Source organism: Pantoea dispersa (assembly GCF_035783935.1).
GTDB lineage: Bacteria > Pseudomonadota > Gammaproteobacteria > Enterobacterales > Enterobacteriaceae > Pantoea > Pantoea dispersa_C.
Genome location: NZ_JALKOV010000001.1, coordinates 346,103 through 358,899, shown reverse-complemented (window position 1 = coordinate 358,899; position 12,797 = coordinate 346,103). Strand labels below are relative to the sequence as shown.

The following is a 12,797-nucleotide window of genomic DNA, read 5'->3' as shown; positions in this document are numbered from 1 at the left end:
CGGGTGCACGGGAATTTGTGCGCCAGAATGGTAAGGTGCTCTGGCGCAAAAGTAAATTACTCTGGGACGCAACAACTTGATCGGTATCAGCGTCGGGCGGAATAGCGTCCGAGACGATCGCGGCAGGCCTGCAAACCGCTATAAATCGCCGGGCAATACCACAGCAGTTTCAGCCGCGCGTTGTGCTGCAATACTTTACGCACCAGCTGATTCACCTGCGGCTGCCACTCGGCGGGGACTGTCATGTGGTTCTTGCGAATTTGCGCCAGGCAGCCGTGCATCACCGTCTGATAATAGTCATCCAGTAGCGCCTCATCATGCGGCAGCTGCTGCTGCTGCAGGAACTGCTCGCTGCCGCCGCGCGCGATAAAGTAATTTTTCACCCACGAGAAGTCGCGCGTGCTCTGCGACAGCGAACTCAGCATAAAGCGTTTGTAGTAGTAACTCTGGCTGGTGCAGTACAGCGCGCGCGCCTGCAGGTAAAGCGCAAACATAAAAGGCGCGTCTTCGTGGTTCTGGATCGGCAGAAACTGTAGGTCGAGCTGGTCAATCAGCCGACGTGAGATGATGCTGCTCCAGATGACGCGATGCGCCGACTGATGCTGAATCAGCGTGCGCAATGTGGCGCTGCCGCCCGGCAACAGGCCGCTGACGTGGCGCTGGTGAATAGTCTGATAATGGCGCTGCGGTGCCGGCAGGTCGAAAAACATCTTCGCGCCAAAGCAGAACAGATCTATTTCCGGGTGACGCGCCTGCACGCGGCGGAAATCCGCGAACAGCTCGGTCGAGACGAAGTCGTCGGCATCCATGAAATAGACAAAATCGCCGCTGGCCGCAGCCAGCCCTTTCATACGTGCAGCGCTGACGCCGCCGCGTCCGCCGCTCAGCAGCGTCACCTGCGGATGCTGCGCGGCAAACGCCGTCAGCCAGGCGACGCTGTCATCGCTCGAACCATCATCAATGATGATGATCTCTTCCGGCGGTGATGACTGACGCAACAGCGACCCCAGGGTTTCCGGCAGCCAGGGCGCGCAGTTCCAGTTAGGGATAATGACCGAAACCGTCGGCGTACCGCGTGATGTCATGCTCATCCTCGTTCCTCTGCGTTAACAAGCGGCGCGCGCAGGCGTTTCAGCACCAGGCTGTGTAACAGGCAGCACACGCCAAGGTTAAAGGCACCGATCAGCCCCAGCCACAGCAGGTTGATCCAGCGATTCTGGTTCCATTCAATCGGCAGCAGCGTGCTGAGCCACGCAATCAGCGCCGAGACCGCCCAGATCAGCGCCACGTCGCGCGTCAGCCAGCTAAAGTGGATGCCCGGCGCAAAGCGGCGATGCACCAGCCACGCCCAGCCGACCAGATAGAAGATGTTCTGCCCCAGCCACAGCCAGCCGGTGCCCAGCGCGCCGTAATGGATGGCACACCAGATATTGAGCGGCACCAGCACGATGGCAAAACAGGTGAATCCTTGCATATGCAGCTTCAGATTGCCGTTAACGTATTGCAGGTGATACAGCAGGCCGCAGATCGCCTGGATGCCGCTGCCGAGCGCATACAGGCTGAGCACAAACGCCATTTCATCGACAATCTGCGTTTTCTGCGTCCACGCCCACAGCAGCGGCCCGGCATAGCAGGCAATAGTGATGCTGAGCGGCGCCATAAAAATCGCCACCGCCTGAGTGGTATAACGGTAGAGCTTCAGCGATTCGGCATCGCCCTGCTGACGGGTTTTCATGCCGGTCATGCGCGGCACAATCGCCTGCATAATCGGGCTGCTAAGCAGCAGAATGCCGGTAGCCGCCGTGGCGACCACGGTGAACGAACCGTACTCGCTGAGCGGCAGGGTTTTTGACAGCACCAGCCGGTCAATCTGCGAAATAAAGGTCCAGACGGCGCTGGAGAAGGCCGCGCTCAGCGCAAAGCGGATAAAGGGTTTCAGCACACCTTTCAGATCGTTGCGCTTCTCTTTACGTGCCGCGCGCGGCACCAGCTGACAGGCTTTCCAGATACAGCAGGCGGCTTCGGCAATTGACACCAGCAACTGCCAGATAAAGAAGGTCAGCAGCGGATTCGGGAACAGCTGGATCACCAGCACCGCGCCAAAAGTACGCAGCGTGGTAATGATCAGGTTGACGCCGTTGAGCCAGACCTGATGCTCAAAACCGACGATCACGCTACGATACGGGCTGGTACGCCAGCGAATCGCGGCGGTGATCACCATGATCGCCACGGCGACCACCACATCGCTGGCCGGTAAGTGCTGCGCATCCAGCCAATGGGTCGCGATCCACGGCGTCGCCAGCCAGCCGAGCACCACCAGCACCAGGGTGGAAAACAGGAAGAACCGGGTCAGCGTGGCAAACAGCGCCGGGAACCAGACGAACTCCGCCTGGTTAGCCCGATAACGTGCCGCTTCGCGCATCAGCGTGGTTGATACGCCCGCGTCCAGCAGCTGCAGCCAGGTCAGCAATATAGAAAAGAAGCCCACGAGACCGTAAGCTTCCATACCTAAATGCTGAATATACAGGGGAACCACTAAAATACCTGACAGCGTCAGATAGATCTGGCCAACATAGTTGGCAATCGCGTTGCGTTTGATAGACATAAAAGCTCTGGCGTCTGGGTATTTTTCTCAGTGTTAACAGCGTGACACAAAAATACCGTAGCGCCCACGGGAGTAATTCTTAAAATTAACGCTGGCGCTATCTCAGCGGCTTTTTCTCATTTTCATCAGTGAGAAATAGAGATCGGGCTGTTTCAGCAACAGTTTCTCCATTGCACTCTGCGGTGAAAACTGGTCGGCAAAGTAGCTGACTGCGTGCCGCACATTATTAGAGAACTGCGTTTCACCTTTTAATTCCTGTTGCACCAGCTGTAATAACCCACTGCGTAAATAACTCTGGCGATAGCGGTTTCGCTCCGGAATAAAGTGTGACAAACGGGTGACTTTTTCATATTCCGTCATAAATTGCTGATAGCTGAGCGGCGGATTAACGGTAGTCACCTCATGCTCCGCGCGGGCGTCGAGTAGCCATACCGTTTGCGTGTTTAACAAACCGGCCAGCATCACATCCTGAATGCGCGCCAGCGGCGTGGCATTTTTCACCAGCGCGGCGCGCAGGATAACGGCGTAATTGTTCTGCTGCCACAGGCGCTGGGTCTGTAACTGCTGAAACAGCTGCAGCGACGGCTGCAGCCCGTGGCTGAGCGCGCGCGGCGCCAGGGAAACCAACAGACAATTGAGTTCCGGCCGCTGATGGCTCAGCTTAGCCACTTCCTGCAACAGTGCAGCAGAGGGCACAAAGCCATCGGCGGCAAACAGCAGAAACGCCTCGTCGCTGACGCTCTCCGCCGCTGGCTGCGGCACAGCACTAAAATCGCTGTGTGCGGCATCCGGCTGCAGCAGATAACACAACAGTGGATGAACGTGATCAGCCGCGACGCGCGCGGGCTGACCGGCGACCGGTTCAGTCGAATGCACCAACAGAGCAGACCTTCCCATATTCCTCTCCCTAAAAATAATACTGAATAATGGCCAGACAAATATCCGCCCAATTAGGGCGCAAATAAGGCAGTGACTTTTTTTTAGCGTAAGAAAACTCAATCGATTATAAACAGCCCGCAGACGGCATTTCTATTCGCCCTTGCCAGGCTGGCTGATAATTTACCGTTTATTGTTAAGCGCCACTGAAGCAATCCCGACCAGCGTGCAGAAGTAATACGTAATATCGGTAACAGGAAACGCGTTAAGCGGTGTGTTTTTAATAAAACGCCATGCTTTGACACACTTATTCGTTAATTTAAGACCAGCTTAAAATGGAACAATCTCTACGGACACTGCGAAAAATCCTGGTGCCAGCTTTAAACTTACATCAGCGTTGGGTTGCTACCCCTTAAATTACCTCATCTATTTTTCTTAAGCCTGACGACAAGGTCGCGCCCGACGATGTGTGTCGCCGGTTACACCTCTGATTTAACCAGGCAACAGCGCTTTTAATCATTCTCACCTTGCCGGCGGCGGAAGCCGCTAATGAGAACCTGGCATTCAGCGCGCGCAATTCAGATTAACCTTAGACCCACTTTAGCCCTGCTTTTACAAACCTCCCTATTGCCGCCTGGCAGCTATGGATTGCCGGATAAATCATTTACGCCGCGCCGACTGCTCTGTCAGGATTGAACCCATCAGTTCTCAATAATAGCTAATCAATAACTTTCAGTTATAAGGAGTGCGCATGCGGGTTATTACGCTGGCGGGAAGTCCGCGCTTCCCTTCACGTTCAACAGCGCTGCTGACCCTGTGTCAGCGTGCGCTGGAAGCGCGTGGCGTTGAGGTGATTCCGTGGAACATTCATAACTTTCAGCCGGAAGATTTGCTGTATGCCCGGTTTGATTCTCCGGCGCTGACCGCACTGAAAGAGGATTTAGCGCTGGCCGATGGGCTGATCGTCGCCACACCGATCTATAAAGCCTCGTTCTCCGGTGCGCTGAAAACCCTGCTCGACCTGCTGCCGGAACGCGCGCTGGAACACAAAGTGGTACTGCCGCTGGCCAGCGGTGGCAGCGTGGCGCACATGCTGGCGGTGGATTACGCGCTGAAACCGGTACTGAACGCGCTGAAAGCGCAGGAGGTGCTGCACGGCGTGTTTGCCAGCGATACGCAAGTCACCCATTACGACCGTCAGCCCGAGCTGGACGCACTTCTGTCCGCACGTATCGATGAGGCGCTGGAAACCTTCTGGCAGGCGCTGCACCGTCGTCATCCACCCTATGCTCAGGCTGTATAAAGGAAACGCTTATGAAAAGGATGTTAACCCGCTGGCTGCTGCCGACCGTTACCGCGCTGTTTGCTTTAAGTCTTGCTGCGCAGGCTGCGGACGCGCCGGCCCAATTCCGCATCGGCTATCAGAAGGGATCGGTCAGCATGGTGCTGGCCAAATCGCATCGGCTGCTGGAGCAGCGCTTCCCGGCCACCAACATTCAGTGGATAGAGTTTCCGGCCGGTCCGCAAATGCTCGAAGCGCTGAACGTGGGCAGCATTGACTTAGGCAGCACCGGGGATATCCCGCCGCTGTTTGCCCAGGCCGCCGGCGCGGATTTGCTGTATGTCGGCTCGGAGCCGCCGAAACCGCAGGCCGAAGTGATTCTGGTGCCGAAAGACAGCCCGATTCACAGCGTGGCGCAACTGAAAGGCCACAAAGTGGCGTTCCAGAAAGGCTCCAGCTCGCACAATCTGCTGCTGCGCGCGCTGGCACAGGCCGGACTGAGCTTTAACGATATTCAGCCGACTTATCTGACGCCCGCCGATGCGCGCGCCGCATTTCAGCAGGGTGATGTTGACGCCTGGGCGATCTGGGATCCCTACTATTCCGCTGCGCTGCTGCAGGGCAACGTCCGTGTGCTGGTGGACGGCAGCAAGCTGAACCAGACCGGTTCGTTCTACCTCGCTACGCGCAGCTTTGCTACCGATCACGGTGACTTCGTGCAGCAGGTGCTGCACACCTTTAGCGAAGCCGATGCGCTGACGCGCAGCCAGCGCCAGCAAAGTATCAATCTGCTGGCACAGGCGATGGGCCTGCCGCAGCCGGTGATCGCCAGCTACCTTGACCATCGTCCTCCGACCACCATTACGCCGGTCAGCGCGCGCACCGCGCAGGCCCAACAGCACACTGCCGATCTGTTTTATGCCAACCATTTAATGCCGGTCAAAGTCACCATTGCCGATCGCATCTGGCAGCCACAGCCGGCCCGGCCATAAGGAAATTTATCATGAGCGTATCTGTATTCTGGTTTCTTCCCACCCACGGCGACGGCCACTATCTCGGTACGGCCGAAGGCGCGCGCCCGGTGGACCACGGTTATCTGCAACAGGTGGCGCAGGCCGCCGATCGTCTCGGTTTTGGCGGCGTGCTGATCCCCACCGGCCGGTCGTGTGAAGATGCGTGGCTGGTGGCCGCTTCCCTGATTCCGGTGACGCAGCGTCTGCGCTTTCTGGTGGCGCTGCGACCGGGAGTGATTTCCCCGACCCAGGCCGCCCGACAGGCCGCCACGCTCGATCGCCTCTCCAACGGTCGCGCGCTGTTTAACCTGGTTACCGGCGGCGATCCGGAAGAGCTGGCAGGTGACGGCGTGTTCCTCGATCACCGCGAACGTTATGCCGAATCTGCCGAGTTTACCCGCGTCTGGCGCCGGGTGAGTGAAGGCGAAACGGTCGATTACGAAGGCAAGTACGTCAAAGTGCGCGGTGCACGGCTGATGTTTAAAGCGGTGCAGCAGCCGCGTCCGCCGCTGTGGTTTGGTGGCTCATCGGATGCCGCGCAGGATCTGGCCGCGGAGCAGGTTGACGTTTATCTCACCTGGGGCGAACCGCCGGCGCTGGTGAAAGAGAAGATTGAACAGGTGCGCGCCAAAGCGGCGGCGCAGGGGCGCACGGTGCGCTTCGGCATCCGTCTGCACGTCATTGTGCGTGAGACCAATGAGGAAGCGTGGCAGGCGGCGGACCGGCTGATCGCCCATCTGGACGATGCCACCATTGCCAAAGCGCAGGCGGCCTTCGCCCGCACCGATTCCGTCGGTCAGCAGCGCATGGCCGCACTGCACGGCGGGCAGCGCGATCGGCTGGAGATCAGCCCAAATCTGTGGGCCGGCGTCGGTCTGGTGCGCGGCGGTGCCGGGACGGCGCTGGTGGGCGACGGTCCGACGGTGGCGGCGCGGATGCAGGAGTATCAGGATCTGGGCATCGAAACCTTCATCCTGTCCGGCTATCCGCATCTGGAAGAAGCGTATCGCGTTGGCGAACTGCTGTTCCCGCATCTCGATCTGGCGATTCCTGAGGTGCCCAAACCGCGCGTGGTTCAGGCACACGGTGAAGCAGTCGCCAATGATTTCACCCCGCAGAAAGTCGCGCAGAGTTAAGGAGTGACACATGGCTAAGGTCAAAAAACAGCTGAGCAACGCCCTGCTGCCGTGGGCATTGCCGGTGCTGCTGCTGTTGGTGTGGCAGATAGCGTCGCAGGCCGGCTGGCTGTCGACGCGCATCCTGCCCTCGCCGGAGAATATTGTCATCACCTTCTGGCATCTGGCGGTGAGCGGTGAACTGTGGCAGCACCTCGCCATCAGCGGCTGGCGTGCGGCAATCGGCTTTGCTATTGGCGGTTCGATTGGCCTGATCCTTGGACTGATTACCGGCACGTCGCGCACCGGCGAGCGGTTGCTGGACACCTCGGTGCAGATGCTGCGTAACGTGCCGCATCTGGCGCTGATCCCGCTGGTGATCCTGTGGTTCGGCATCGACGAATCGGCCAAAATTTTTCTCGTGGCGCTTGGCACGCTGTTCCCCATCTACCTCAATACCTATCACGGCATTCGCAATATTGACCGCGGCCTGGTGGAGATGGCGCGCAGCTACGGTCTTTCCGGCTGGAGCCTGTTTATTCAGGTGATTCTGCCGGGCGCGCTGCCGTCGATCATGGTCGGCGTGCGCTTTGCCCTCGGTCTGATGTGGCTGACGCTGATTGTGGCCGAAACCATCTCGGCCAATGCCGGTATTGGCTACCTGGCTATGAATGCGCGCGAGTTTCTGCAAACCGATGTAGTGGTGGTCGCCATCATTCTCTATGCCCTGCTGGGCAAACTGGCCGACGTGACGGCACAACTGCTGGAGCGTGTCTGGCTGCGCTGGCATCCGGCTTACCAACTGAAGGAGGAGAACGCATGAGCAACGCAACGTTTAGCCCGGCGCGCCTGAACCGCGGTACGCCAGTGGGCGTCAACGGCGTCAGCAAACTGTATGGCGATCGCACTATCCTGAATCATATCGATTTACACATTCCGGCTGGCCAGTTTGTCGCCGTGGTCGGCCGCAGCGGCTGCGGTAAAAGTACCCTGCTGCGCCTGCTGGCCGGGCTGGAATCCACCACGCGCGGCGAACTGCTGGCGGGCAACGCGCCGCTGGCCGAGGCACGCGAAGATACCCGCCTGATGTTTCAGGATGCGCGTCTGCTGCCGTGGAAGAAAGTGATCGATAACGTTGGCCTTGGCCTGAAGGGCCGCGAGTGGCGCAGCGCCGCGCATGAGGCGCTGGCGGCCGTCGGTCTGGCCGATCGCGCACATGACTGGCCGGCAGCGCTCTCCGGCGGACAGAAACAGCGGGTGGCGCTGGCGCGCGCCCTGATTCATCGCCCCGGCCTGCTGCTGCTCGATGAACCGCTCGGCGCACTCGACGCGCTGACGCGCATTGAAATGCAGGGGCTGATTGAGTCGCTGTGGCAGCAGCATAATTTTACCGTGCTGCTGGTGACGCACGATGTCAGCGAAGCAGTGGCGATGGCCGATCGCGTGCTGCTGATTGAAGAGGGTCAGATCGGGCTGGATTTGGCGGTGGATTTACCGCGTCCGCGCCGCAAAGGATCGGCGCGTCTGGCCGAGCTGGAAGCTGAGGTACTGGATCGGGTGATGAAGCGGGGAACCTCAGAGCAGCCCCTGCAGTTCGCGCAGCAGCATTAATTCAGGACGCGCGATAAATCGCGCCGCTACAGAGGATTGCAACTCTTTGTAGCGGCGCAATTTATTGCGCATTGTTTTCTTACGCGTTCAGCGCTTTGGTGATCTTCTCGTACAGATCGCCGGACAGATTCTCCAGCCCCTGCAGCGTTTCCAGCGCCTTGCGCATCAGCGCCTGACGTTCGGCATCATAACGCTTCAGTCGAATCAGCGGCTCAATCATGCGCGCCGCTACCTGCGGGTTGCGACGGTTAAGATCGGTCAGCATCTCCACCATGAACTGATAACCACTGCCATCTTTGGCATGGAACGCAGCCGGGTTGGCTGAGGCAAACGCGCCAATCAGCGAACGGATGCGGTTCGGGTTGCCCATGGTGAACGAGCGGTGCGTCAGCAAGCTACGTACCTTGCTCAGCACGTCAGCCGCCGGACTGGTGGCCTGCAGCATAAACCACTTATCCATCACCAGTCCGTCCTGATGCCAGCGCTCGTCGTACGCGGCCAGCAGCGCATCGCGGCACGGCAGCTGCGCCGCCACGGCGGCAGACAGCGCGGCCAGCGCGTCGGTCATGTTGCTGGCTTTGTCGTACTGCGCCTGCACCAGTTTGCTGGCCTGCTCCGCGTCCGCAAACGCCAGATAGCTCAGGCAGACATTTTTCAGCGCGCGCTTGCCAATTTCGGCATGCTCCACTTTATAGTCGCTGCTCTGGTTAGCAAGATACACCGCGTAAAACTCATCGCTCAGCTCATTCGCCAGCGTACGCACCAGCGCCGCGCGCACGGCGGCAATCGCCAGCGGATCGATCACCTCGAACAGCTCGGCGATCTCATTCTCTGACGGCAGCGACAGGATCAGCGCCATCAGCGCCGGATCGCCCTGCTCATCCAGCAGCACCGCGCGGAAAGCGTCCGCGACGTGCAGCGGCAGCGACAGCGGCTGGCCCTGCTGATGGCGCGCCACGTTGAGGCGAATGTAGGTCGCCAGCAGGCTTTGCGCTGCATCCCAGCGCGAGAAGTCGTTGCGCGCGTGCCGCATCAGGAAAGTCAGCTGCGCATCGCTCCATTTATAGTCGAGCTTGACCGGTGCGGAGAATTCCCGCAGCAGCGACGGCACTGGCTGGAAATATACTTTGTCGAAAATGAAGGTCTGGAACTCGTCGGTGACGTTCAGCACGTGATGAACCGGATGGCCATTGTGCTGCAGCGGAATCACCTTGCCTTCGCCGTCATATAGCTCGATATCCAGCGGAATGTGCAGCGGCAGCTTCTCTTTCTGATCGGCGGTCGGTGGCGTGTGCTGCGTAACGTGCAGCGTGTACTGCTCCAGTTCCGGATTGTAGTCATCGCGCACCGTCAGCACCGGCGTGCCCGACTGACTGTACCAGCGGCGGAACTGGGACAGATCGACGTTGGAGGCATCTTCCATCGCCTGCACAAAATCATCACAGGTAGCGGCGCTGCCGTCATGGCGCTCGAAATAGAGCTGCATCCCCTGCTGGAATTGCTCTTCACCCAGTAGCGTGTGCAGCATGCGAATCACTTCCGACCCCTTCTCGTAGACCGTCAGGGTATAGAAGTTGTTCATCTCGATCACCTGATCCGGGCGGATCGGATGGGCCATCGGGCTGGCATCTTCGGCAAACTGCGCGCCGCGCATCACGCGCACATTATCAATGCGGTTCACCGCGCGCGAGCCGAGATCGGAACTGAACTCCTGATCGCGGAAGACCGTCAGTCCCTCTTTCAGGCTGAGCTGGAACCAGTCGCGGCAGGTGACGCGGTTGCCGGTCCAGTTGTGGAAATATTCGTGACCAATTACCGCTTCAATGCCGAGATAATCTTTGTCCGTGGCGGTTTCCGCTTTAGCCAGCACGTATTTGGAGTTGAAGACGTTGAGGCCTTTATTCTCCATCGCGCCCATATTGAAGAAATCTACCGCGACGATCATAAAGATATCGAGGTCATATTCGAGACCGAAACGTTCTTCATCCCACTTCATGCTGGCTTTCAGCGAAGTCATCGCCCAGTCTGCACGGTCCAGGTTGCCGCGATCGACAAAGATTTCCAGCGCCACGTTGCGACCGGAACGGGTGATGAAGCTGTCGCGCAGCACATCGAAATCGCCGGCCACCAGCGCGAACAGGTAGCAGGGTTTCGGGAACGGATCCTGCCATTTCACCCAGTGACGGCCATCTTCGTGCTGACCGCTTTCCAGCTTGTTGCCGTTGGACAGCAGGTACGGATAGGTAGCGGCGTCGGCGATCAGGGTCGTGGTGAAACGCGCCAGCACGTCCGGGCGATCGAGATACCAGGTGATATGGCGAAAACCTTCGGCTTCGCACTGGGTGCAGAGCGCCTCGCCGGATTTATACAGCCCTTCCAGCGCGGTGTTTTTATCCGGGTGGATTTCATTAATGATGGTCAGAGTAAAGTTATCCGGCAGCTGGCTGATGATCAGCGCGCCCTGCTCTTCGCGGTAGTGCGGCCACGGATTACCATCCACCGCCAGCGACAGCAGCGTCAGTTCCTCGCCGTCCAGACGCAGTTCAGCCTGCTGCGCGCCAAGGCGTTTTACCTGACTGACGGCGGTCACGCGCGTGGTGGCCGCATCAAGGTCAAACGTCAGGTCGATATCGGTGATGGTGTAGTCCGGCGCCCGGTAGTCGTGGCGATATTTAATTTGCGGCTGTTGCGTCATAAATCCTTCTCGCATCGTTAATTTAGTCAACCTTCAGAGTCTAAGCGGGTTGCGCCCGGGTTGCCACGCCCAATGCGTGCCTTGTGGCAAAAGTCTACAATTCGTTAACAATGGCACAAATGACCCTCGACCTGTCACCTGCAATTATGGTGTGATCGCGGTGATTACTGTTCTATACTCCTGCGTCTTTATGACTTTGTTGAATACCGGGCTCTGCTCCGCGGAAGAGGATGCTGAAACGCACCATGACTGGACACGCTTCCCCGATTTTGACCACGCTGCTTGATACCGATGCTTACAAGCTTCATATGCAGCAGGCCGTTTACCATCGTTACTACGATGTCCCGGTAACGGCAGAATTTCGCTGCCGCAGTGATGAACAGCTCGGCCAGTACGCCGATGCCATCCGCGCACAGATTACTGCCATGCAATCTCTGGCGCTGAGCGATGACGAATATCGTTACCTCAGCAGCTTACCGTTTTTCCAGCAGAACTATCTCGACTGGCTGCGCCAGTTCCGCTTCGATGCCTCGCAGGTTGAGGTGCGCGACGATCACGGGCATCTGCGCATTCAGATTCGCGGTCCGTGGCGTGAAGTGATTCTGTGGGAAGTACCGCTGCTGGCGCTGATCAGCGAAGTGGTGCACCGCCATCGTACGCCGCAAAGCGGCGCGGAACAGGCGGTGGCGCATCTGCAGCAAAAGCTGGTGCACTTCCGTGAGCAGGTGGGCGATCTCGATATGTCGCGCTTCAAGCTGATGGACTTTGGCACGCGACGTCGCTATTCGCGCGCGGTGCAGGAAGCGATTGTCAGCACGCTGAAAACGGAATTCCCGTGGCTGCTGGGCACCAGCAACTACGATCTGGCGCGCCGGTTGCAGCTCAACCCGGTTGGAACCCAGGCGCACGAATGGTTCCAGGCGCACCAGCAGATCAGCCCGGTGCTGGCCAATAGCCAGCGTGCGGCGCTGCAGTCGTGGCTGGATGAGTACGACAACCAGCTCGGCATTGCCCTGACCGACTGCATCACCATGGATGCCTTCCTGCGTGATTTCGGCCCCGGCTTTGCCCATCGCTATCAGGGCTTACGCCATGATTCGGGCGATCCGGTGGAGTGGGGAGAGAAAGCCATTGCGCACTATCAGCGGCTGAATATCGATCCGCTCAGCAAAACGCTGGTGTTCTCCGACAATCTCAACCTCGATAAGGCGCTGGCGCTATATCGTCACTTCGGCCAGCGCGCCAACGTGGTATTTGGCATCGGTACCCGCCTCACCTGCGATATTCCCGGCGTAACACCGTTGAATATCGTGATCAAACTGGTGAGCTGTAACGGTAAACCGGTGGCTAAGCTCTCCGACAGTCCCGGTAAAACCATCTGCCAGGATAAAGCCTTTGTGCGCGCCCTGCGCAAAGCCTTCGACCTGCCGCTGGTCAAACGCGCCAGCTAATTGGCCTGAGCAGGGTGCCTGCGCCCTGCTCTGCGCCAGAAAATCTCTTTATTCTCCGGCAATTTTGCTTGTTTCCTGGTGGCTCGCAAGTAACATAGCTAAACCCCGGAATGGGGCTTATTTCACTCCATCTTCATTTATATAGAGAG

The 12,797-nt window shown here is 58.6% G+C and carries 10 protein-coding genes; 6 read left to right on the top strand and 4 right to left on the bottom strand.

What is annotated here, in order from left to right; all coding sequences use genetic code 11:
* Nucleotides 1–86: 86 nt before the first annotated feature.
* The 3 genes from MXF20_RS01705 to MXF20_RS01695 all read right to left on the bottom strand — a co-directional run bounded on the left by MXF20_RS01705 (nucleotide 87) and on the right by MXF20_RS01695 (nucleotide 3,502).
* A complete protein-coding gene (locus MXF20_RS01705; protein ID WP_325967298.1) occupies nucleotides 87–1,091 on the bottom strand; it encodes a glycosyltransferase family A protein in 1,005 nt (334 codons plus the stop codon).
* Nucleotides 1,088–2,605, bottom strand: coding sequence for a lipopolysaccharide biosynthesis protein (locus MXF20_RS01700; RefSeq protein WP_325967296.1), 1,518 nt, complete (start codon nucleotides 2,603–2,605; stop codon nucleotides 1,088–1,090). Before MXF20_RS01700 ends, MXF20_RS01705 begins: the two co-directional genes overlap by 4 nt.
* Nucleotides 2,606–2,707: 102 nt before the next feature.
* On the bottom strand, nucleotides 2,708–3,502 hold the full coding sequence (locus tag MXF20_RS01695; RefSeq protein ID WP_325967295.1) for a hypothetical protein: 795 nt from the start codon (nucleotides 3,500–3,502) through the stop codon (nucleotides 2,708–2,710).
* Between the two features lie 730 nt (nucleotides 3,503–4,232).
* On the opposite strand from MXF20_RS01695, the gene ssuE reads away from it, so the two are divergent.
* Genes ssuE through ssuB form a run of 5 tightly spaced genes read left to right on the top strand, consistent with a single transcriptional unit; the run spans nucleotide 4,233 to nucleotide 8,502 of the window.
* On the top strand, nucleotides 4,233–4,784 hold the full coding sequence (ssuE, locus tag MXF20_RS01690; protein ID WP_325967294.1) for an NADPH-dependent FMN reductase: 552 nt from the start codon (nucleotides 4,233–4,235) through the stop codon (nucleotides 4,782–4,784).
* A gap of 11 nt (nucleotides 4,785–4,795) precedes the next feature.
* On the top strand, nucleotides 4,796–5,755 hold the full coding sequence (locus tag MXF20_RS01685) for a sulfonate ABC transporter substrate-binding protein (protein WP_325967293.1): 960 nt from the start codon (nucleotides 4,796–4,798) through the stop codon (nucleotides 5,753–5,755).
* Between the two features lie 11 nt (nucleotides 5,756–5,766).
* The gene (ssuD, locus tag MXF20_RS01680; protein ID WP_325967292.1) at nucleotides 5,767–6,912 is read left to right on the top strand and encodes an FMNH2-dependent alkanesulfonate monooxygenase; all 1,146 of its coding nucleotides are present in this window, start codon (nucleotides 5,767–5,769) and stop codon (nucleotides 6,910–6,912) included.
* 10 nt (nucleotides 6,913–6,922) lie between these two features.
* Entirely contained in the window at nucleotides 6,923–7,714 is a 792-nt protein-coding gene (gene ssuC, locus MXF20_RS01675; protein WP_325967291.1) for an aliphatic sulfonate ABC transporter permease SsuC, read from the top strand.
* On the top strand, nucleotides 7,711–8,502 hold the full coding sequence (ssuB, locus tag MXF20_RS01670; RefSeq protein WP_325967290.1) for an aliphatic sulfonates ABC transporter ATP-binding protein: 792 nt from the start codon (nucleotides 7,711–7,713) through the stop codon (nucleotides 8,500–8,502). Before ssuC ends, ssuB begins: the two co-directional genes overlap by 4 nt.
* 79 nt (nucleotides 8,503–8,581) lie before the next feature.
* On the opposite strand, the gene pepN is transcribed toward ssuB, so the two are convergent.
* A complete protein-coding gene (gene pepN, locus MXF20_RS01665) occupies nucleotides 8,582–11,197 on the bottom strand; it encodes an aminopeptidase N (protein ID WP_325967288.1) in 2,616 nt (871 codons plus the stop codon).
* 245 nt (nucleotides 11,198–11,442) lie between these two features.
* On the opposite strand from pepN, the gene pncB reads away from it, so the two are divergent.
* Nucleotides 11,443–12,648, top strand: a complete 1,206-nt coding sequence (pncB, locus tag MXF20_RS01660) for a nicotinate phosphoribosyltransferase (protein WP_325967287.1) — start codon at nucleotides 11,443–11,445, stop codon at nucleotides 12,646–12,648.
* The last annotated feature ends 149 nt before the right edge of the window (nucleotides 12,649–12,797 follow it).

Coding starts and splice junctions, on each gene's coding strand:
- ssuC (WP_325967291.1), top strand. CDS start 6,923: ATGGCTAAGGTCAAAAAACAGCTGAGCAACGCCCTGCTGCCGTGGGCA.
- ssuD (WP_325967292.1), top strand. CDS start 5,767: ATGAGCGTATCTGTATTCTGGTTTCTTCCCACCCACGGCGACGGCCAC.
- MXF20_RS01695 (WP_325967295.1), bottom strand. CDS start 3,502: ATGGGAAGGTCTGCTCTGTTGGTGCATTCGACTGAACCGGTCGCCGGT.
- ssuE (WP_325967294.1), top strand. CDS start 4,233: ATGCGGGTTATTACGCTGGCGGGAAGTCCGCGCTTCCCTTCACGTTCA.
- MXF20_RS01705 (WP_325967298.1), bottom strand. CDS start 1,091: ATGAGCATGACATCACGCGGTACGCCGACGGTTTCGGTCATTATCCCT.
- pncB (WP_325967287.1), top strand. CDS start 11,443: ATGACTGGACACGCTTCCCCGATTTTGACCACGCTGCTTGATACCGAT.
- MXF20_RS01685 (WP_325967293.1), top strand. CDS start 4,796: ATGAAAAGGATGTTAACCCGCTGGCTGCTGCCGACCGTTACCGCGCTG.
- ssuB (WP_325967290.1), top strand. CDS start 7,711: ATGAGCAACGCAACGTTTAGCCCGGCGCGCCTGAACCGCGGTACGCCA.
- MXF20_RS01700 (WP_325967296.1), bottom strand. CDS start 2,605: ATGTCTATCAAACGCAACGCGATTGCCAACTATGTTGGCCAGATCTAT.
- pepN (WP_325967288.1), bottom strand. CDS start 11,197: ATGACGCAACAGCCGCAAATTAAATATCGCCACGACTACCGGGCGCCG.